Raw genomic sequence first — 17,483 nt, 5'->3', positions numbered from 1 at the left:
ATTAAATGGCCTCTGTCTCTGATGCGATTGAATCAGAGATCACAGTGAATACTCCGCTGCCGGCGGAGACGGTAATAGCTTATGAGTACCTTGTTTTGTCAGGCTCTGTTTGAGAATCAATGAAACAAAGGTATTACAAACCACACTAAGTGTATAAACGTACCCACCCACAGAACAGTAGTCAATAAAAATTGAAAATGTATTCTTAATCAAAGTGAAATCAACCGTGGTTCAGCTTGAACCGTTTTGTGGTCGGGTTTGGTTAATGAGCCTTGTGCGTCACTCCAGCACATTCCCTCTGGGCTTGAGGAAAAGAACATTGGCTGGCGAATCAGCGGCCAGCGGAGACTGGCACGAAACGCTCTGATCTGAAACAATCACCCCTGACGCCCCCTGGTTTGCAGTCGCTTCTCTGAACGTCTGCTTCAGCCGGGCGGGCCCTGAACCGGAAACGCTGGCGGGTGTCCCTCTTACCAGACGCCCTCCCGAACCCTGGATCAGATTCTTCCTTTTTGAAGCGCCCTGCTGAGAGATTGCTTTTCAGATAGATACGACGTGTAATGACAATGACAACCCGACAGGAAACCCCGCCTGCCTCACAAGGGGAAGAAGGAAACTCCGCTCCTTCCGCCCCACGTTTAAGTAAAAGTATGACCCTGCTCCTGGCGACGACGGTCGGCATGGTGGTCGGCAACATGTATTACATGCAGCCGCTGTTGGGTTTGATCGCTATCGACCTGGGACTGACCGAAGGGGAAGTCGGCAGTGCCGCCACGTTATGTCTGATTGGTCAGTCCGTGGGTATGCTGCTGGTTCTGCCTCTGGGAGATATCTTCAACCGCCGTCCCCTGATCCTGATCTCGGTCTTCCTTTCGATCTGCGCGCTGCTGTTCGTCGGAACCTCTCACGGAGTCGTTTCGCTTTCGCTTTCCTGCCTCGCGCTGGGACTGGCGACCACAGGCACACATATGACGATATCCCTCGCCGCCAGTCTGGCCAGCCCGGAACAACGCGGTCAGGTTGTCGGCACCGTGGTAGGCGGACTCCTGACCGGTCTGTTGCTCTGCCGAACCATCAGTGGATTCCTGGGAAAGCTGATTGACTGGCAGTTCATCTATTTCCTCGCGGCAGGGATGCTCGTCTGCCTGTTCATTCTACTCTGGCGTTACCTTCCGAGTACCATGCCACAGATCCGCATGGGGTACTTTCGCCTGCTGACCTCCATGTGGAAAATTTTCCGCTCGGAACCCGTACTGCGCGAATCGTGTCTGTTTGGCAGTATGAGCATGGCGGCATTCTGTGCGTTCTGGATGACGCTGGCATTTCACCTCGAACGTCCCCCCTTGAACTATGGAAGTGATGTGGCTGGTCTGCTGGGCCTGCTGGCCATCGGAGGCGCCATCACCGCCGGCATGATTGGACGCCTGGCAGACCGGTTCGGTGCCCGGCCGATCATTGGGCTGTTTCAGCTCTTCACCCTCTCCTCGTTCGGCATCTTTTATCTTTGGGGAGAAACTCTGCTCGGACTGGGCATCGGCGTTGTGGTGATGGACCTGGGCATCCAGGCGGTTCACGTAGGCAATCAGTCACGGATTTACAGCCTGGCCCCGGAAGAACGCAATCGCCTGGGCACGATCTACATCGTCACCTACTTCGCCGGAGGATCACTGGGTGCCGCCGCCAGCGTCTGGAGTTGGACCCATTACGGCTGGTCAGGAGTCTGTATCATCAGCGCCCTGTTTCTGGTGGTCTCAATCTTATACTGGGGCTTTACGGCACAACGGTATGCTGATTGACGAATAAATAATTCCTTACACCTATTACTACATTGTTAGCACAGCAGGATATTCTAACAATCAATAGATGCGGCTCTAACAATTACTTCTTGCGCCAATCTTTGTTATATAACACATGATTGTCTGAGAGACGAAGAACGGTGTGTTGATCAATAACTTCTTCAGCTTCCTCTCCATATTTTTGTACTTCATCAATTGCTATAAAGACTTGCTTATTAAAATTCCCATAGACTGACATCATATTTGCAACAGCTTCATTTTCCACATTCTTGAACAGTAAAGAATCATGAATAAGAATAGGTATATCGGATGTCATAAATACTGCCCAGTCAAATAAAACAAGATTAGAGTATGCTTTACCGGTACCAGTATCCTCAAATATTTCATAGTTGTAATTAGAGGAAGTAAAAGACAGGTAAGGACTCTTCTTACTTGAGCTATATATAAATGAAGATAAATCCCTTAGAGTAGTGTTTATCAAATTTTCAATTTCAGCAAGTAAGTTCTTCTTTAATTCGTTAAGTTCGTTCTTAATATTTTTGACCGTTTGATTTAGTTCAATATTTTGATCGTAATATTTATTTTCTAAATTTGCTGTCCGCATATTGGATGATAACTCATAAACCCGGTCTACTATGACTCCAGGATTATCGATACTACTTTCGCTAAGAATAGATTTCATTTTCTCGTCTAGTTTAGCAAGCACTTCGTTGATACGTGACTGTTCGACCAATAGCTCCTTTTCACTAGCTTTAAGTTCATTTTTTAATATTTTAGCGATATTAGAATGGAACTCCTCAACTTCAGCAATTTTTTTATCTAAAACTTCTGGGAAGAATTTTTTAAGGACATCAAATTTTTTACTCCGAACATTCCTATTCTGTCTTAATGATTCTTCTACACGTTTTAATCTTATATCAACGAGCAATTTAGATTGTAGAAGATTATCTTTTTCAGATTTAATTTCTTCGACTTCACTATTTACGATCTCTCTAATATTTACTGCGTATTTTTCCAGATGATTCTTGATGTCATCCAGTTCACCAGAGATCTTCTCAGTAGTAATTTGATTTTGAATGTATTTTTTTTTGCTAATTTTTGGAATTAGATTCTCTCTAAAGGCATCAGAAAAAGCTTTCTTTTCTAAATCTTTTTCTTTTAATAATTCTGTTAAATTCTCAATAGAGTAATATTTTTCAAATAACTTGAGCGCAAAAACGAGGGATTCAGAAGCCTTTTGTTTTTTATGCTCTGTAAGAGGTCGATACGGGTCAAGATTCTCTTTCCCCCAAATTCTAGAAAACAGTGAAACCATTTTTCTAAATGTAAGTCCTAAGTGATTTATTCCATAAGAATCACTTAGGAATTCACGATACTCTTTTGTGGAAATTGAATCTCTTACAATTCGATCTTCAGTGCATTTAAAAATAATATCAGAATTACTTGTACCTCTCATAAAAGAATGAACTATCCCATCGAATTCAAATTTAAAAAAATACTCGTGATGCCCAAGTTCATCTATCACATCTTTATTGTGTTTATAAAAAGTATCTCCCCCCATCACAAAATCAATCACCATTAAAAAAGTGGATTTTCCTATTGAGTTGGTTGCCACACTATCACCAACTACAGCGTTCAATCCTTCTGTAAAAGTGACCGGAGTGGTTCTAAATTTCTCGCAGTGAATCTCTACTAACATGTTTTTATTGACTCCTTGTCAACATCAAGTTCAATACGACCTAGAACAAACAAGGAGTCCAGAGCTAAAATGAACTCGCCAATATCCTCAAAATCCTTCTGTGTCTTTTGATATAATTCATAAACAGTCACTTCATTTTCAAGTTTCTCTAAGATCGAAGGTAGTTGAGAAAGAAGCGACTGATCTAGCGAAGTGAATTTGTTGGGGACTATCACTCGAAAACCTCACAATTTTGAATAAAGAAAGATGTAATAATCTCTGCTCCATCTTTACTTTGGGGTTTTGTCTTCATCTGAATCCATTTGACAATGTTATCAAAAACAGCCTGCTGGCTGATTTTTTGCTGTTTTTGTTTTGTATAGAAGGATTTTATTTGAAGCGAAACGAGATTTGAAAATTCAGCATTTGACTTATCGAGAATTGCTATCTGTGATTTAATAAAACTGTAATAGTCTGTCACATTGTTTCGTATTTTTCGAACGGTAGGTCTACTGATACTTTGGTTTGTTTTATCGTTAATAGTTTTTGGGTCATAACCAATATCTACACTGTTGTCGATTTCGGTTATGTCTAGTTCATATAGAGATTCAATAATTGAAATGAGTTCGGATTCGATACCGAATTGCTTCCAGAGAAGCTCTTGATAAGATCTCTCGAGAAGTCCTTTCTTTAACTTTACCAGCAATCTGTACTCTTCAACCGTCCTAAATTTATCTAACTTCCCGTGACAACTCTCACACAATGGAATGACATTCTTTTCATCGTTAACATCATCGCTTAATTTCTCCTCATCCTTAAGTAATTCAATTTCTTCTGGGGATGGGTTCAATGGATAGATATGTGCAATCTCATAAGCCTTGTAGCTCTTGCCTTTTTTCGTATGAAATAGAGGCTCTGTACATAAAGGGCACACGCCGCTAACCTGACATGTCAAAGCAATATTTTGTGCAGGAGTGTAATCTTTTCTTTTATTCTTGCTCATAATCGCCAATGATGTATTGAAGTGATTTAAGATTATTTTGCTGAACTATTACCTTCGTGCTTAAGTCGTGAGAAGCTTTATTTAGTATTCAAATGATATGCCTTACCATCATACCTTGAGTAAACCGATGTTCAAGCATGTACTCGATTTTAACCCTGCATCTAATAGCAGTTTTGAATCATTAAATTAACCAGCAAAAAAAGAATTGAGCTTCATGAGTACTTTATAACTCATACAAAAAACTTAAATCTTCAAGCATCAAACAAATTAAAGAGACTTTAAATGAAGTTGAACAAGTCAATGTACAAAATAAAACACTTCTTACTCTTGCTCAATATCCTGTTACTGACTTCACTCACTGCAGTCCCTGCTGCTGAGCCTGTTACGCAACCTGTTCTCAAAGGTGTCGAACAGGCGCATGCGGAATTGTGGCATCGATTCGTTGATTCGTACGGCATCATTCATGACTTTGAGGGTGATCTGCCGACGCCGGAAGACTGTCGGCTGGGCAAACCCAACGCGATTGGCTGGCGGAGTCCCATTGAAGACGGTCCGATGTTTACGGGCCTGTATCTACCCGCTCTCTGTGAGCGGGCTCGACGTACAGGCAATCCACTCGACAAAGAACAGGCACGGCGGCTGGCACGCGGGTTGATGAAGTGTGCGTCGGTCTCAGATGTGCCGGGCATGATCGTACGCGGCGTGGGAACGGACGGCGTCTGCCATTATCCACTCGGTTCCGACGATCAGACGCATCCCTGGTTTTATGGCCTGCATGTCTATGTGATGAGCGATCTGCCCACTGCCGACGAACGGCGGGAGATCGTCGCGAAAATGAAATCCGTCGCGAACGTACTCGAATCCACTGGCTGGCGCTGTCCCGGCGATGGCGCGTTCAAAGGTCAGTTTCGTGGCGGGTACACAGGGCACCTGTTTCGCGATGCCGTCCGCTATCTGTACCTGTTGCGGGCCATGTATGATGTGACCGGCGATCAGATCTGGCTGGATCGTTATCAGGCAGCACAAGCGGTGGTACCCGAACATGCGAAGAAATCACGGGCGGAAATCTGCGCGGAAGGTTATGCCAGAGACCGCGACGCCATTCGTCACATCGACACACACCAGCTCTGGATCTACGTCGGCTCCCAGGCTTCGCTGGCACAACTTGTCGCGATGGAAACGGACGAAAAGCTGCGGGCACTCTATCAAACGGGATTAAAATTGAACGCTACGCAGGCCCTTGAATCGCTCAAAGCCTATTCAAAATTCGACAACCAGGATACGAAGGTCTTCGGCAACGCAGACTGGCGGGCGGTTTACAATACTTGGTTCCCACAGAAGACCCAGTCGGACGCCGAACGTCTGGCCCGCACAGGCAACAAGACCTTACGGGGCGAACGCAAGTCGTACGAACAGGCCTGGATGCAAAACCCGCTCGCAGCCGCAGCGATTGTCGCCCTCGCCGATGACGGCTCCCACCGTAACAACATTGAAGCCGCCATCAATCATTACGATTATTCTAAACTGAATATGGCGACCTTCTTCTTCGCCGAATGCGCGGCTCATGCCCTGCCCGAACCGAAGCAAATCATTCCAGTAAAATAATCAAACTGAATGGAGTCAGTGTCTGCCTCGATTGAGTCCATTTGATTTCACTTTTTCTGAGGAGAAGTGGTGCAAAATCCAGATCATTTGAAACTACTTACGAAAAGTAATTTCATTCTCAAAGAATTACAGCTACTTTTAAATGAACCATTTCCCTATTACGTTAACTGGGCGGCATGTTCTGCATTTAATGGAGCTGTTTTATCTGATCGGAAATCAACTCTCCAGATACTTTTTTTCTCAGTTGATAGCAAGCAAAGTGATTCGGGATCGCTGATAGCAGAGTTATCGGACATGAAAGTCAGTGTATTCACCAGAAGTGATTCTGTATTACAGCTGACACAAGAACAATTAACTGAAGCAGTAATCAATTCAGAGAGTAAATATCAGCGGATAATAAGTAATTATGATCCTGACCTGTTTCATCAGATTTCATGTATCCACTTGAGAGTGGGTGCTAATGAAGCACTCGATGATGGTGTACTCAAGTGTAATCAATTTTTAGCGTACCTCAGTTCTTACTTTAATGGGACAGTGTTTCCTGAGCCTGTCTTTGAAGAGGACTGGATTTCACCAGACATTGATGCCGTAACTGAGACGAACTTATTTGGCAACACAGAACGCGAGCTGGAATTAAAATTATCGGCCCCTCTTCCTGATACAGATTATGCCAGAATTCTCAACAATATATTTCCAGAAAATGAAATGCGGTGCTTCGGTTCAGGTCAGACGACCTACAACAGTTCAAATAATCTATTGAAGGAATGGGATATCTCGTATCTTCATATGTTCGCCAGACAATTTTAAGAATCGGAATATACTCGTGATGTTGAACCAGAGAAATCATCTTGCTTTCACTCAGATTTCACGCAGCTCGTTTCCCAACATCCACATCCGGAACTCATCTAAGCGGCCTCTGATCTCTGTCACAACCGGTTGTTCAATGTACTATTCTGTCACCGCATGCTAAGATGCAGTTGTGAGGATCACCGCCTTCAAGCCGGGCAGGCTCCGTGAATCATTTTCGGAGGAAACCATCCGCGCACGCCGCTGCACGCTCCGGTCAGCCGACGCCATCAGAACCGGACGCGTTTTCCCTGAATTGAATCATATGAGGATTGATCGAATGAGTCTGCGTATTGTCGTCCTGCTGTTACTGCTGTGCACATCGGAACTCTCTGCCCAGGATCGCTGGCCCGGTTTTCTGGGAGCGGATGCCTCTGCCATCAAAGCCGATTCCGTTCCCACCAGCTGGTCTTCTGAAAAAAACCTGGAATGGAAAGTCGACATTCCCGGTTATGGTCAGTCCAGCCCGGTCATCTGGGGCGATCAGGTGTATGTCACCTCCGTGGAAGGCCCCAACAAAGAAAAACTGCACGTCGTCTGCTACTCACTGCAGTCCGGCAAACAGCTCTGGGATCATGTGGAACCTTCGACTTATCCAGAGAAAAACAGCGTGTATATCAGCCGGGCAGCTCCCACTCCGGTTCTGGATGAGAAGGGAATTTATGCCTACTTTGAAAGTGGCGACATCGTAGCATTGTCGCATGCCGGAAAACGGAAATGGGCAGCCTCACTCACGAAACGCTACGGTGCTCCACAGAATAAATTCGGACTGTCCGCCTCTCCGGTGCAATGGCAGGATCGACTGATGATTCTGATCGACGACGAAGGCCCTTCCTACCTGACCGCGGTCAGCAAAGCCGACGGCAGCGAGCTCTGGAAGACCGACCGTAAGAGTCGCGTCAGCTGGAGTTCTCCCATGCTGGTTCCGGTAAACAAAACATTCCAGGTCGTCTGCAGTTCTGCCGGTTCTGTTGACGGCTATGATCCCCAGACCGGAAAACAGCTCTGGACCTACGAAGAAGTCGGCGGCAACAACAAGACCAGTCCTCTCCCGGTCGGCAATGGGCAATTCCTGATCGGCGCTTCCCCCGGACGCGAAGGCGATAACAACGAACTGGCGAAAAAGTCGAACGGCCTGTTTGAAGTCAAACAGCAGGATCAGACCTGGCAGCCTCAGTTCGTCTGGACCAACGCAAGCCCGGTCCCTTCCTGGGCGACTCCCATCGTCTACCAGGGAAATGCGTACTGGGTGAACCGGGTCGGCGTGGTTTACTGTCTGAACGCGACTGACGGCAAAGAAGTTTATACCAGCCGCATCAAAGAATCCTGCTGGGCCACTCCGGTCGGCCTGGGGGATCACATTTACTTCTTTGGCAAAAACGGGATCACCACCGTCTTGCAGGCGGGTAACGAATTCAAAGTCGTCGCAGAAAACGAACTCTGGACCGAAGACGCGCCCCCTGTGAACAACATTCCGACCGCCGCCGAAGATTCAGAAGAACGCCGCCGCTCCGCAGCCATGTTCTCCCGCCCGACCCTCTACGGTGCCGGCATTGTGAACGGTTACCTGGTCCTGAGAACCGGCAGCCAGCTGTATTGCATTCATCAGTAGAGCCGGGAAAGAAGGACTGCAAAGGAATAGTAAATATACAAAGGGGACTGACCCGAATGGTTCTGTCCCCTTTAATGATTCTGCAGTTCCCCTCTTTTCAATCTGGACAGATAATTTTTATTGTGTCTTTTCACGCAATTCGCGAGCAACGCTCAGGTAGTAGTTGCGGGCGGTTGCATTGACCATGTTGCGGGCGAGCCTGGTCAGCGCGTCGGCTTTAATTTGCATCGCAGTCGGATTGCCTGGCTCAATCGCCAACAAATGGTCGGCAAGTTGTGCGGCCCACTGATTGTCGTCTGCCGCCAATGCGTCATGGGCCGATGCTAAGAGCTTGTCCGTTCCGCCGGCCAACTTTGCAACACGTTCTGCTTCTGATTTTGGCGAGAGTCGAAACAGATTGGTTGGGTTACCATCGAACCAGCCCAGGTATCCGTTGAAGACACTACGCACCCCCCATTCAGGATGCCCGTAGAATGGCTGCAAATAGTCTTTACTCGCAAGGTTTTCGGGAAGCTGCACGTATTCGACCAGTTCGTCAGGCGTCATTCCCTTGTTCATTCCTTCAACAGTCTTGTCATGAATAAATTGAACGGCATCGTGGTAGTCTTTGAGAACTTGTTTGACCTTACTCGCTCCGAGAATTGGTCTGGTGTGGCCGCCGACAAGGGCAGCCGCGTCGTTGTCCGCGAGTTTGTCAAGACTCTCTGCCCACAGCCGCACGCTACGATTGGGAGTCCCTCGAATCGCGTACAGATTCGGAAACGAACGGTAAAAGTTGTCTCCGGCGAAGAGCACTTTTCCAGTCGGATCCCAGACAAACAATTGATCGTTTGTCTCACCCGGGGATGAAACAAGTTCCAGTTCCACCCCGGCAACTTTAATTGTTGTTCGCTCATCTTCAAGGAAGTGCGTCGGTCTGGTCGCGTCCCCCGAAGCGAATGCTTGACCGCCACGTCTGGGATAACGGACCGGCGCGATCCCGTTGTTGATCCTCTGCTCTGGCGGTAATTTAAAACCTGCCTGCCTTGCACCGCGGACACGCTGAAAAGTGACACCACCAGCAACCAGTGGCTCCGCTTCACTGCCATAGTTTTTGTGAGCCCAGATCTGTGGTCGTTCGTTTCCGATAAACGCTGCTGATCCGCCAGTGTGATCGCCGTGCGAATGTGTAAAGATAATCGCTTTGACAGGTTTGTCTGTCAGCTTGCGGAATTCTGCCATGATGCGGTTGGCATCACCAACCATCATACCCGTGTCAATAATAATAACACCGTCATCGCCGACGATCATCGAGACATTCGAGACGCTGAAGCCGACCGCCGTGTAGACATTCTCGGCGACTTGAATCACCTGCTCATCAAATTGCTTTGATTGCTCAGTCAGTTTTTGAGTCGCTGCATTCTCCTGAGCAAATAGCGGAGTTGCTAAAAGAAGAAATGCGATTAGAGAGTACCAGTGCATCATTTTGTAATCCTTCGCGTAAAGTGTGAGAACGTACGTGAGGCGGATGCCGCAGCCATACCATTAGCGAGATCATCCAGTCATGCGCTGCACCGGGCAGTTCCATACCGCATGATTGAATCTGTCAGGTTTTCGCAATCTGCAATAAACATAACTTGCCTCATCTATTTTTATGTGTATAATACACCTATTCACAAGGAAGTCAACCCCAATCTAAGTTTCGCGCATAACATTAATTCATCCCACTTTATCGAGAATACTTATGAAACAGACTGAACGCCCCGGGTTTCTGATCAGTCGTCTTGCCTATCTTTTTCGGTTGCGGGTCGAAGATTTGCTGGCGGAAAACGATTGCGAACTTTCGGCGGAAGAATCCGCCTTGTTGATGGTGCTGGTTGAGTCTGGGCAGCCACTTCGTCGAGGAGAGTTCGCGGAAATTATGTTGCGTGACAAAACCACGATTACACGTCAGCTGGACGGATTGGTCGCAAAAGGGCTGGTGCGGAGAAAGCAGGATCCAAGTGACGGTCGCGCGTTCCTGATCTATCCGACCTCTAAAGGGACCCGGCAGATCAATAAAATCCTGCCCGCTGCTAAAGCGTTACGGGAAAGTTTGAAGCAGGGATTGACCGCGGAAGAATGGGAGATCGGCATGAAAGCCATGCGTCAGATGAAAGATAATTTGATTCAGCTGGAATCAGAAAAGTGATACCTGCACTATTACGTGCTCGGTCCCCGGGGAAAAAAGGTATCAACGATGCAGGAGCTTTATGCGCATTAAATGCGAATTAAAGAAAAAAATGAAAACGGAAATGATTTGAAACAGAAACAGATCCCAGCGCTGAAAAACACGAAAGGCAGACCAGTCCATGAACGAAGTCACTACACTTTCAAAACACGTTCGACACCCGAAAATTGCGACCCCCGCGCGGTTCCTGTTCGCCTTATTCCTGGTATCGACGGGCCTGATGACGATGGGATTCGGCGTTCAAGGATACCCGCTCCCCGACGAACCTTCGCCATTCCGCGACTTCATGCAGGCACTGGACAACACAGGCTACATCATCTTCTGGGTGGGACTGATCAAGTTCATTGCAGGCAGCCTGCTGTTCGTCCGTCGCACAACTCCATTGGCGTTGTTGATCGCCCTGCCCTACACCATCAACATCCTGCTGTACTGCATTTTCATCGCGAACCAGTACTTGCTGTTGGGAATCCCTGACTTTCTTTGTAACGCGTTTCTTATCTACGCCTGGTTCGACTGGTACAAAGGTTGCTTTGAAGATTGACACATCACACAGCAGGTATATGAATGCAGGAAATAAGGGGGCAGCGACTGTCATCTTAATTCAGAATCGAGTCTCTGATTTCGAATCAGGGTACCCAGAGTGCCCAGGCGACGACCAGAAGAATAGTGCCGGCGAGGGCTGTCAGCAGCCCTTTGTTGCGGCGTTTCTTCAGATAAAACAACAGCCCGAAACCTGAAACCGACATCAGAATGGTGACGACTGCAGAGACGTCGATGACCCAGCTCCACTGCAGCCCCGAGTCGCGGCCTTTATGCAGATCATTTAATACCGAAATTACGCCGGTTGTGGTCTCGGTCAACGTGTATTGGTTCGCAGTCGGATCAATAAAGATATCCGCGGAATAGCCGGGGCCTTTGAAGACCACCATGATGTCATATTCGTTGATTTCAAATTCACGCACACGCCCTTTCAGCCCGTGTTCGCTCCGTAACCATTCGGCAATTTCCAGTTTATCAACTTGAAAAAGGGAGCCCGCTGACTCGGCATCTTCTGCTTTGGCATCTGTTTGACTGGCAACGATGGCAAGTTCGCTCGGTAACTTCCCTGAAGCATCACGGACCGACTGTTCGCTCGCACCGAACCAGGTCGGATGATTCAGCGTGATGCCAGTCACCGCAAAGAAGATCAGCATCGTAAAACCGAGCATGGAGATATAGATATGCAACCAGCGAAACAGAGCAGCGCTGGTTGCATACCACGATCGTTTACGCCGCGGCGGCGCGGTGGGATTACTCATCTGAGAGGTCAACTCTTACTTCGTCGCCCAGGGAATGTATTCGAATGACACATTGCCGATTTCGACATTCTCCTCCAGCCCCTGTTTACTGATCGGATCGGCTCGCAGTTCGACTGGTTTGCGGATGATCTGATAGGTTCCATGTTCGCGTGCAGCCTCGATGTATAATGTGTACTTGCCGTGAGGCAGCGGTTTGCCCTGGTTGTCGGTGCCATCGAAGCGCGCCTGATATTGACCGGGGCCACGCGTCGCGGCCGAAATGGTGCCGATCAGTTCTTTGTTTTCGGCCAGTTTACGAAAACGATCGTTCCGATACCAGCGCGTCAGGTCACGGTGCCAGCGGGGGCCGGGCTGTTTGGTCTGCATCCAGAGCAGCGCGGTTTTGACGGGGAAGCCATCTTCGTCTTCCAGCCAGACAGCCACATAGGGTCGTCGATAGCGGCCTCCTTCAGGTCGCTTTAATGTGAAGTCCACATTCAAACCGGCGGTCGACTTTTCGTTTGCATTCCTGTTCACCTCAGCCGCGACCAGGCTCGCCTGCCAGTCCGCATTGCCCGCGGGCCAGCCGGAAGAAGCCTGAACAGTTCCGTTGTTCGTCAGCAGCAGGCATTCAAAACCCTCGAGGGATTCAATCAGCGCCAATCCTGCCGTGGTTCCGAGTACCGAAACAACCGTGGCTGCGGCGTCAGCGTCCATGGCAGTCGCTGCAATCACAGAGGCACTTTGAATCTGCTCGGCGGAAAAGCCCGTGCGCGGATCAATGAGATGCGAATACTTTCGACCGGCAATTTCAAAATAACGCTGGTAACCCCCGCTGGTTGCCAAAGCGATTTCGCCAGTTTGCTGAAACGACATCAAGGGGGATGCATTCTCGGAAGTATCAACCGGGTTGGCAATCGCGATCTCCACGGGCGCCGCTCCCACCTTGCGGAGATCACCACCAATATTAATTACCAGCCCGGTGACACCGGGACAGTCTGTCTGAATCTTCCTGCAGACAGCATCCAGAATATAGCCTTTGCCCAACGCATCCAGGCTGATGGCCAGCTTATCGTTTCGTTGAATCGCCCCTGCGGCGTCGATGTTCCAGGGCGCGGTTGCCAGAGTCACAGCAATCTGACGCCGCTGTTCTTCCGCCGGCAGTTGCTGCGCCTGGGCTGACTGTTTCCAAAGTTCTACAAACGCACCGGCACGGACATCGAATGCACCGCCGGTCAGCCGTCGCCATTTTTCAGCCCTGGTCAGAACAGTCAGCAAGTCTTGAGAAACGGATCGCTGCTTTGTACTGCTCTGCCACTGCATCAACTCACTGGCTGGATCGTGTCGACTGAGGATTTTCGCCAGCCGATCAATTTCTTTCAGTGCCGCATTTTCGGCCTGCTCTGCCAGCTCAGCAGAGCTCGCATGCACGCGGAGTTCCAGCGAGGTTCCCAGAACATGTTCGTGTTGAAAAAGGTACTCCTCCGCACTCGTCCGGCCCGCAAAAAGCAGGCTGGCAGGCACGATTACCGTCAGTAACAGCAGTCTTGAAACGTTCATATATCAAAAATCTTTCAAAGTATTAACCAGTGTGATTGACCCATGTTGAATTCGAGCGTCATTGATCGGCGTATCGTCGATCAGGGCGTTTTTTTGTCCGCGGACTCCTGCTTTGTTTTCTTCTCAGCGGGCCTTTTCTCGTCCTGTTTTTTCTCGTCGGGTTTATTACTTTTGTCCCGGGACGGTTGCCCCGGTCTTCCCTGACGATTTTCAGAAGCCTCGGACCGGTTCTCATTCTCGATGACGGCCGCTGCTTCTTCTACGGTCACAAAACCGTCAGTGTTCTGATCTGCCTTCTTGACAAAGTCCGCCATGCGTTCTCCCAGTTCGGCACTGCTGAGTTTGCCGTCTTTGTCGGTATCTTTTCTCATCAGGCTCATTGCTTCCTGTTTGGCCTGTTGCGCCGGATCACGGCGTCTGCTCCCAAAGCTCATGGAGGCAACCTGTTCCGGGGCCGTTTCAGGTGCAGGATCCAGCAATACAAATCGCGCCAGGCCGTCTTCTGTTTTATCAATGCCATAAAACAGAAGACGACCATTCAAGTCAAACATGGTCATGGAAGGATCAATGCCGTTCAGCTCCTCGGCGACCACTGTCCACTGATCCGTCTGGGGAACGTACACTTCGAGCGACCGTGCAGGCGAAAAATGACCATCAACGTTCGTAAAGCCTCCGAACAGAAACAACTTGCCACCTGCAGCAACCAGGCTGGGAAAGACGCGAGGCGTATTCGGAGCAGCTGCGGTTTTCCATGTTCGTTCTTTGAAATGGAAGACATCCACGGTCTTTGCAATTCCGGAATCTTGCGACAGACCACCTACCAGATAGTATTGATCATTCAGTACCGCACCTCCGAACGAACGTCGGGGTGTGGGGAGACTGACGCCAGGCAGCGGAGCCGGTTTGGAATCGTCGCCCCACCAGTGCACGATGGTTTTCAACAGTTCACGATCTTTACCGACCATACTGCCGCCAAAGCTCCAGATGGCATCTTCATAAGTCACGGCATGGAACATGGCACGCGGTTGGGGCAACTGCACCGGGCTCTTGCTCCAGGTCTGGGACTCGGGGTCAAAGCGGAATATTTCTTTGAGTGAAGCGAACTCATTTCCCTCAAAGCCCATGCCTCCGGTTACAAATATTGATTCGTGCTCACTGGTCTGTGACAGGGAAACGGCACTGCCACTCTGCAGGGCCTGAGGCATCGCCGGCAGCTTTTTGACCGTCTGCCGGGCAATGTCGAAGACAAACGCTTCATCGACCAGGGTTTCTTTGGTAAAGTCATGTGGTGCGCGGCTGTTATTCCCGCCGAACGCGTAGAGCTTGAGTCCGTCCAGTACCAGCAGCTGGCTCTGCTTTGCCTGTCCGTCAAACTTGACCGACCACGAAACCTGTTTGAGATACTTGTTTTTATCTGAATCCACGCGCAGCGATTCGACAATACCAATCCGCCCCGCATTCATCGATGTTCCCCCCAAGGCAATCAGTCGCTGCTCGGATAGAGGCAGCAGTCGTAAAAACATGCGTGGAAACAGGAGACGGTCTGCTACTTCCCAGTCAGTCTGATCAGCATTGAGGCGATAAACGATGCCCGAACCGCCGGTGTAATAGAGATGTCCGCCGGTGGCAAAGGAGCTGGTAGCAAAACCGGCGGTGGAACTGTCTGCTTTTAATTCGGGACCGTCAGACCAGCTGTCGGTCTGCGGATCGTAGACGGAGACTTTTCGTGAGATGCCCCGTTCCCCGATTCCTCCCAGCAGATAAATTTTTCCATCGTATGCGGCCAGCGAGATGGCCCGCGTGTTATATCCAGGCCCTTTCATTGTCTGCCAGCCTGCTTCAGAATGATCCAGGTCAAATCGCAGAATATCTTCATGCCAGGGGGCATCCCGCGAGGATTTCCCCTGCAGATTCCAGCCCCCCGCGACATAAATGGATCGACCGAGCACTGCAGCATCGAGCGAAGAACGTGGTTCTGGCAGCGGAGCCAGTTCCGTCCACTTGTCTTCTTCAACATCATATCGTGAGAAAAATTGAGTCGAATTAAAGTTGGTCTCTTCTCCACTCGTGTTCAAGAAAGAAAGCCCGCCAATCCGGTAGAGATATTTCCCATCGGTCACCAGTGCCGTACTTTGCGCCGGATGGTGCTTCGCCAGCTCTTCCCAGTTTGCCTCGGGGTCGTCTACTTTGATTCTACGGAAGTGATCGGCCAGCAGATCGCGGCCTTCGCCGTGGGCGTCGCCGTCGTGACCACTGAAGACATATAAATAATCTCCCAGCACAGCCGCTCCAAAACTGGTTAAAGGCTCCGGCAATGCTTGATGCAGGGCCGCCCGTTTACTGTCTGATTCAGACTGCGAAGCGGGTTTGGTTCCCTGCTTTGATTTCTTCTGCTGCGGCGTTCCCGCCTGCGTCAGTGGGGGCGCTGTCAGAAATATGGCCAGCGCCAGCATTCCCACGCTGATTCGATGAGTGCTCACTGCATTTCCGGAGTCAGTCATAGTTTTCAATGCCTTCCATTGGTGTAGATTGAATTGATAACGAACCAGCGACTGGTTCTTCTGTTATTTTTAATTCCTGCGATCAGTGATGAAATTCAGTGGCTGGCGTGACCCCTGAACTGCCGAGGCAATTTTCCGGGCAGACTTTGATGCAGACGCGGAACGACTTCTGAACTGCGCAACCAGGCACGTAGTTGTAACAGGATCTGATTCAAAGCCACAAAAACCGCCAGCAATAATCCAATCGCGATGAACAGTACCAGATGGAATACGAACAGTTGTATCAGACTCATCATTTTCCCCCTGCTGTTCTCTGCCCTGGCGGCAGACATTCTTCAACCAGATGAGCATCCAGAAATACGCGGTTTTCATCGCCGGAACAGGAGAAGTCCACTTCCAGAAATCCATCGGCACGGACAGAGCAGATGAGCCCGGTTTTTCCCTGACAGGATTCGTAACCGACCACTCCCTCCTGCAGTTTCACGTAATAAGGTTTGCTGATCGGCTCCGACTTGAGGGAACTTTCACTCTTCATCATTATTGATACACTTCCTTTTTCTCTGTGCACGTTTTACTTCCTCGACTCGGTCCATGCAGGCCAGTAGACGTCTATGGTCGCCGCCGGCGTGAAATACTTTCACCAGACGTTCCAGGCAACACTCACACTCCAGACGAGAGATCTCCTGCAATGACAGCCGGGCGACATACTGATAACCTTCCTCGGCCCGATGCAACTGGCTGAGAAAACCTGCCAGACCAATGCGGTACTCCAGGCAATCCGGCGCCAGCTCAATCGCACGCAGAATTTCCTGTTCAACGCATTCCGGGGGATAACCCAGGTACCCCATCGAATGAGCCAGGTTGTAATGATGCTCGGCGGTCAGTTTGGGTCGCTGGAGGTCTGCCGGTTCCCATCCGTCACTCTGATGTTCAGAGTCAGAGAGTTTCTGCAGCCGATCTTTGAGCTCGGAATGCAACTGCGGAGCGATTCCCACTTTCTCATACAGGAACTGAAACATCTCCCCCGCCAGCTGTCTCTGACCGAAGTGCAGATAACAGTCAGCCAGCGCCAACTGCGCCCGGTCTGAGAGGGGGATCAAAGTAGTGGCTGTCTCCAGCGCGTTCTGGGCCAGTTTAAAACTGGTCAGTTCGCGGAACAGCATGCCGCTTAATTCCCACACGCGTCCATCGTGAGGAAACTGTTTCAGCAGGGATTGAGACAGGCAGAGCCCTTCATCCCAGCGTTGTATTTCGTAGCAACGCGTCAGTTTATCCAAGTCTTTTTCTGTGGCATACATGATTAAGAATTCCCGTAATCAACGGCCAGGGAGACTTGAAGCAGGTGTTCTACGAGCAGGGGTGGAGCGGAACGAGCAGAGCATAATGCCATCAAATT

16 protein-coding genes are annotated in these 17,483 nt (G+C 49.4%); 6 read left to right on the top strand and 10 right to left on the bottom strand.

The genetic code is table 11. The annotated features are described in order from the left end of the window. The first annotated feature begins 560 nt into the window (after nucleotides 1-560). Nucleotides 561-1,796, top strand: a complete 1,236-nt coding sequence (locus tag GmarT_RS04605) for an MFS transporter (RefSeq protein WP_052301252.1) — start codon at nucleotides 561-563, stop codon at nucleotides 1,794-1,796. An 82-nt stretch (nucleotides 1,797-1,878) separates the two neighbouring features. Here the strand turns inward: GmarT_RS04605 and GmarT_RS04600 are convergent, their stop codons facing one another. Genes GmarT_RS04600 through GmarT_RS04595 form a run of 3 tightly spaced genes read right to left on the bottom strand, consistent with a single transcriptional unit; the run spans nucleotide 1,879 to nucleotide 4,477 of the window. After that, a complete protein-coding gene (locus tag GmarT_RS04600; protein WP_002646487.1) occupies nucleotides 1,879-3,495 on the bottom strand; it encodes a DUF2326 domain-containing protein in 1,617 nt (538 codons plus the stop codon). Next, complete coding sequence (locus GmarT_RS30320; protein ID WP_002646488.1) at nucleotides 3,489-3,710, bottom strand: ABC-three component system middle component 7; 222 nt, start codon at nucleotides 3,708-3,710, stop codon at nucleotides 3,489-3,491. Before GmarT_RS30320 ends, GmarT_RS04600 begins: the two co-directional genes overlap by 7 nt. After that, nucleotides 3,707-4,477: an ABC-three component system protein gene (locus GmarT_RS04595; protein ID WP_002646489.1), complete on the bottom strand. Its 771-nt coding sequence runs from the start codon at nucleotides 4,475-4,477 to the stop codon at nucleotides 3,707-3,709. The genes GmarT_RS30320 and GmarT_RS04595 overlap by 4 nt, the downstream gene beginning before the upstream one ends. Nucleotides 4,478-4,759: 282 nt before the next feature. On the opposite strand from GmarT_RS04595, the gene GmarT_RS04590 reads away from it, so the two are divergent. The 3 genes from GmarT_RS04590 (at nucleotide 4,760) to GmarT_RS04580 (ending at nucleotide 8,540) form a co-directional block, all read left to right on the top strand. Further along, nucleotides 4,760-6,082 (top strand): hypothetical protein, encoded by a 1,323-nt coding sequence (locus GmarT_RS04590; protein WP_149302454.1) that lies wholly within the window; start codon nucleotides 4,760-4,762, stop codon nucleotides 6,080-6,082. A 69-nt stretch (nucleotides 6,083-6,151) separates the two neighbouring features. Further along, on the top strand, nucleotides 6,152-6,889 hold the full coding sequence (locus GmarT_RS04585) for a hypothetical protein (RefSeq protein WP_149302453.1): 738 nt from the start codon (nucleotides 6,152-6,154) through the stop codon (nucleotides 6,887-6,889). A 319-nt stretch (nucleotides 6,890-7,208) separates the two neighbouring features. Beyond that, nucleotides 7,209-8,540, top strand: coding sequence for an outer membrane protein assembly factor BamB family protein (locus GmarT_RS04580; protein ID WP_002646492.1), 1,332 nt, complete (start codon nucleotides 7,209-7,211; stop codon nucleotides 8,538-8,540). A gap of 117 nt (nucleotides 8,541-8,657) precedes the next feature. Here GmarT_RS04580 and GmarT_RS04575 read toward each other — a convergent pair whose 3' ends face one another. Then, nucleotides 8,658-10,001 carry an alkyl/aryl-sulfatase gene (locus GmarT_RS04575; RefSeq protein WP_002646493.1) on the bottom strand — a complete coding sequence of 448 codons (1,344 nt, stop codon included), beginning with the start codon at nucleotides 9,999-10,001 and terminating at the stop codon, nucleotides 8,658-8,660. Nucleotides 10,002-10,263: 262 nt separating this feature from the next. On the opposite strand from GmarT_RS04575, the gene GmarT_RS04570 reads away from it, so the two are divergent. Continuing rightward, on the top strand, nucleotides 10,264-10,710 hold the full coding sequence (locus tag GmarT_RS04570; RefSeq protein WP_002646494.1) for a MarR family winged helix-turn-helix transcriptional regulator: 447 nt from the start codon (nucleotides 10,264-10,266) through the stop codon (nucleotides 10,708-10,710). Nucleotides 10,711-10,870: 160 nt separating this feature from the next. After that, nucleotides 10,871-11,290 (top strand): hypothetical protein, encoded by a 420-nt coding sequence (locus tag GmarT_RS04565; protein ID WP_002646496.1) that lies wholly within the window; start codon nucleotides 10,871-10,873, stop codon nucleotides 11,288-11,290. Nucleotides 11,291-11,375: 85 nt separating this feature from the next. On the opposite strand, the gene GmarT_RS04560 is transcribed toward GmarT_RS04565, so the two are convergent. The 6 genes from GmarT_RS04560 to GmarT_RS04535 all read right to left on the bottom strand — a co-directional run bounded on the left by GmarT_RS04560 (nucleotide 11,376) and on the right by GmarT_RS04535 (nucleotide 17,385). Beyond that, complete coding sequence (locus GmarT_RS04560) at nucleotides 11,376-12,047, bottom strand: PepSY-associated TM helix domain-containing protein (protein ID WP_002646497.1); 672 nt, start codon at nucleotides 12,045-12,047, stop codon at nucleotides 11,376-11,378. A 15-nt stretch (nucleotides 12,048-12,062) separates the two neighbouring features. Next, the gene (locus GmarT_RS04555; RefSeq protein WP_002646498.1) at nucleotides 12,063-13,586 is read right to left on the bottom strand and encodes a DUF2271 domain-containing protein; all 1,524 of its coding nucleotides are present in this window, start codon (nucleotides 13,584-13,586) and stop codon (nucleotides 12,063-12,065) included. An 80-nt stretch (nucleotides 13,587-13,666) separates the two neighbouring features. Further along, nucleotides 13,667-16,066 (bottom strand): Kelch repeat-containing protein, encoded by a 2,400-nt coding sequence (locus tag GmarT_RS04550; protein ID WP_187782339.1) that lies wholly within the window; start codon nucleotides 16,064-16,066, stop codon nucleotides 13,667-13,669. A gap of 116 nt (nucleotides 16,067-16,182) precedes the next feature. Then, the gene (locus GmarT_RS04545) at nucleotides 16,183-16,383 is read right to left on the bottom strand and encodes a hypothetical protein (protein WP_002646501.1); all 201 of its coding nucleotides are present in this window, start codon (nucleotides 16,381-16,383) and stop codon (nucleotides 16,183-16,185) included. After that, nucleotides 16,380-16,625, bottom strand: a complete 246-nt coding sequence (locus GmarT_RS04540) for a hypothetical protein (protein ID WP_002646502.1) — start codon at nucleotides 16,623-16,625, stop codon at nucleotides 16,380-16,382. The genes GmarT_RS04545 and GmarT_RS04540 overlap by 4 nt, the downstream gene beginning before the upstream one ends. Beyond that, entirely contained in the window at nucleotides 16,612-17,385 is a 774-nt protein-coding gene (locus GmarT_RS04535; RefSeq protein ID WP_002646503.1) for a tetratricopeptide repeat protein, read from the bottom strand. The genes GmarT_RS04540 and GmarT_RS04535 overlap by 14 nt, the downstream gene beginning before the upstream one ends. Between the last annotated feature and the right edge of the window lie 98 nt (nucleotides 17,386-17,483).

It is taken from the genome of Gimesia maris, assembly GCF_008298035.1.
GTDB lineage: Bacteria > Planctomycetota > Planctomycetia > Planctomycetales > Planctomycetaceae > Gimesia > Gimesia maris.
Note: the sequence above shows the minus strand (reverse complement) of the source record. Positions and strands in the feature narration are given on the sequence as shown.

Bases quoted from the DNA above. Each gene is read 5' to 3' on its own strand.
- GmarT_RS04605 (WP_052301252.1), top strand. From the start codon at position 561: ATGACAATGACAACCCGACAGGAAACCCCGCCTGCCTCACAAGGGGAA.
- GmarT_RS04600 (WP_002646487.1), bottom strand. From the start codon at position 3,495: ATGTTAGTAGAGATTCACTGCGAGAAATTTAGAACCACTCCGGTCACT.
- GmarT_RS04595 (WP_002646489.1), bottom strand. From the start codon at position 4,477: ATGAGCAAGAATAAAAGAAAAGATTACACTCCTGCACAAAATATTGCT.
- GmarT_RS04590 (WP_149302454.1), top strand. From the start codon at position 4,760: ATGAAGTTGAACAAGTCAATGTACAAAATAAAACACTTCTTACTCTTG.
- GmarT_RS04580 (WP_002646492.1), top strand. From the start codon at position 7,209: ATGAGTCTGCGTATTGTCGTCCTGCTGTTACTGCTGTGCACATCGGAA.
- GmarT_RS04575 (WP_002646493.1), bottom strand. From the start codon at position 10,001: ATGCACTGGTACTCTCTAATCGCATTTCTTCTTTTAGCAACTCCGCTA.
- GmarT_RS04570 (WP_002646494.1), top strand. From the start codon at position 10,264: ATGAAACAGACTGAACGCCCCGGGTTTCTGATCAGTCGTCTTGCCTAT.
- GmarT_RS04565 (WP_002646496.1), top strand. From the start codon at position 10,871: ATGAACGAAGTCACTACACTTTCAAAACACGTTCGACACCCGAAAATT.
- GmarT_RS04560 (WP_002646497.1), bottom strand. From the start codon at position 12,047: ATGAGTAATCCCACCGCGCCGCCGCGGCGTAAACGATCGTGGTATGCA.
- GmarT_RS04555 (WP_002646498.1), bottom strand. From the start codon at position 13,586: ATGAACGTTTCAAGACTGCTGTTACTGACGGTAATCGTGCCTGCCAGC.
- GmarT_RS04545 (WP_002646501.1), bottom strand. From the start codon at position 16,383: ATGATGAGTCTGATACAACTGTTCGTATTCCATCTGGTACTGTTCATC.
- GmarT_RS04540 (WP_002646502.1), bottom strand. From the start codon at position 16,625: ATGATGAAGAGTGAAAGTTCCCTCAAGTCGGAGCCGATCAGCAAACCT.
- GmarT_RS04535 (WP_002646503.1), bottom strand. From the start codon at position 17,385: ATGTATGCCACAGAAAAAGACTTGGATAAACTGACGCGTTGCTACGAA.